The sequence below is a fragment of the uncultured Clostridium sp. genome (assembly GCF_934754915.1).
Classification (GTDB): domain Bacteria; phylum Bacillota; class Clostridia; order Clostridiales; family Clostridiaceae; genus Clostridium.
This window is the reverse complement of sequence record NZ_CAKVKB010000323.1, coordinates 1-1,868: the sequence shown is the minus strand read 5'-3', so window position 1 is coordinate 1,868 and position 1,868 is coordinate 1. Positions and strand designations below refer to the sequence as shown.

Annotated in this window: 2 protein-coding genes; both read right to left on the bottom strand. The window is 25.7% G+C overall.

All coding sequences use genetic code 11. The features are described 5' to 3' along the window. Positions 1-193: 193 nt before the first annotated feature. Positions 194-1,405, bottom strand: coding sequence for a motility associated factor glycosyltransferase family protein (locus Q0F58_RS19370; protein WP_294379714.1), 1,212 nt, complete (start codon positions 1,403-1,405; stop codon positions 194-196). A gap of 107 nt (positions 1,406-1,512) precedes the next feature. Continuing rightward, positions 1,513-1,868: glycosyltransferase (locus tag Q0F58_RS19365; protein ID WP_294379712.1), on the bottom strand; the 356-nt coding region annotated here is incomplete at its 5' end.

Below are 1,868 nucleotides of genomic sequence, written 5' to 3'. Positions count from 1 at the left end.
ATCATATCTATATTTAGATGACAAATATTTACACACCTCTTCAAAGGCTTCTAAAACATATGTTTTTTCATAATATAATGTATCATCTAAATCAAAAATCAAGCATTTAATCATGTTTTTCCTCATCTCATTTATTATATATTTCAACTGTTACAATACATACTATTAATTTAAATATGTTTATTGGTCATCACTATAAATTAAGATCTGAAAATTTTCTATGGTCAGCACCTTCAATAAATGCTCCTCTGCTACAGTTTATAAATTTGATCTTTGGATTTTCTCTTATTAATGATTCAATTTTATTTTTAAAAGTTATATATCCTTGTGTTGTATCTAAAAGTGTTCCATTAACACCTTTTACTTTTTTCATTTTTGTATTTTCAGTATAATTATCTTTAAAACCATATATTTCTTCAAAAGTTTTTGTATCAGACTTTTCATTTATAAAAGCAAGATCCTGGCCTAATAAGATTATTTCTTCTGCACTGCTTTTTATTGCTATATTCATAGAAGCTACTGCTACTGTTCCTCTTGTTTTTATTTCATCATCATTACTAGCATTAAATATATATTTAGGTCCTTTATAAGCTTCTACAGCCCATCTTAAAGATGTAGCTGAAAAACATAATGGAACACCATTACAATCCAAATTCTCAAATTGCTTCTGTACTATAGGTTTTGTATCTATTATAACTACTGCATTTGGTATTATTTCATTTTTTATAAGAGTTCTAAATGCACTTCCAACACTTATGATATTATATCTATCCCTATATTCTTTTAAGATACACAAGTCTTTATCTAATGATGGACCTGCTGCTGTAATCACAAAAGGCTTCTTAGATTTTTTTAAATGTTCTATATATTCTGATATATTTCTATATCCTTTTTCCATATTAGCTTTATAATTTTCATCTGACTGTTTAATTATTTCAGTATCCATTTCCACATACTGTTTCATTATATTTAAATCATTTATAAGATTATATAATAATTCATTGTTTCGTTTTATCGTTTCTAATGATGATTTATATATTATAACATTCCGTACTTGTCCCAAAACACTTGACAGAGCATTATAAAAATTTTTATTTTTTCCAGAAAATATTTTCACATTATCATATTTAAAAACATCAGGATTTATCTTTTTACAAATCTCTACCATTTCATTATTATATTCAAATACATATAACATAGACTTTTCATTCATCCTCTTATGAAAAACATCAACATGATATCCAAGCCCTAATCCATATAAAACAATTACTTTATCATTAAGAATTCCAGCATTTCCATTTACAAACTGTTCACTCTCTTTTATAGGATTATATTTGCTATGTATATATCTGCCATCAAATTTTATAGTTGGCAGACCTACTTTGCTTTCTTCTAATTCAATCATAGATTCCCCTCATTTCCTATATGTTCCAATTAACAATGTACAATGATTGTGAAATCTTTTTAAGATTTCTTTAATTATTATGTAGTTTTATTAGTTAGAACATATATTTAATATTTATTATTTAACATTTTTATCTTATTAACTAAATTAATTACACCATTTATATCAACAATAAGTTCTTGTTTTTTCTGCATTTCATTTCTTAAATTTTTATTTTCTATAAGATTATTTACACTTTCTATGAATTTTTCTTTTTCAAACCTATCCATATAAAAAATATCACTTAGCAGCCCTTTATCTGCCATCATCTTACCAACTTCGATTTGATTGTCTGCTAAAATGATTCCTATGGTTGGAACTTTCATTGCACAAAGTTCATAAAGAGTTGAACCACAAGCAGCCACTGCTATATCACACTTTTTCATAAGCTCTGACATATTGGCATTTTCATATGGATATACAT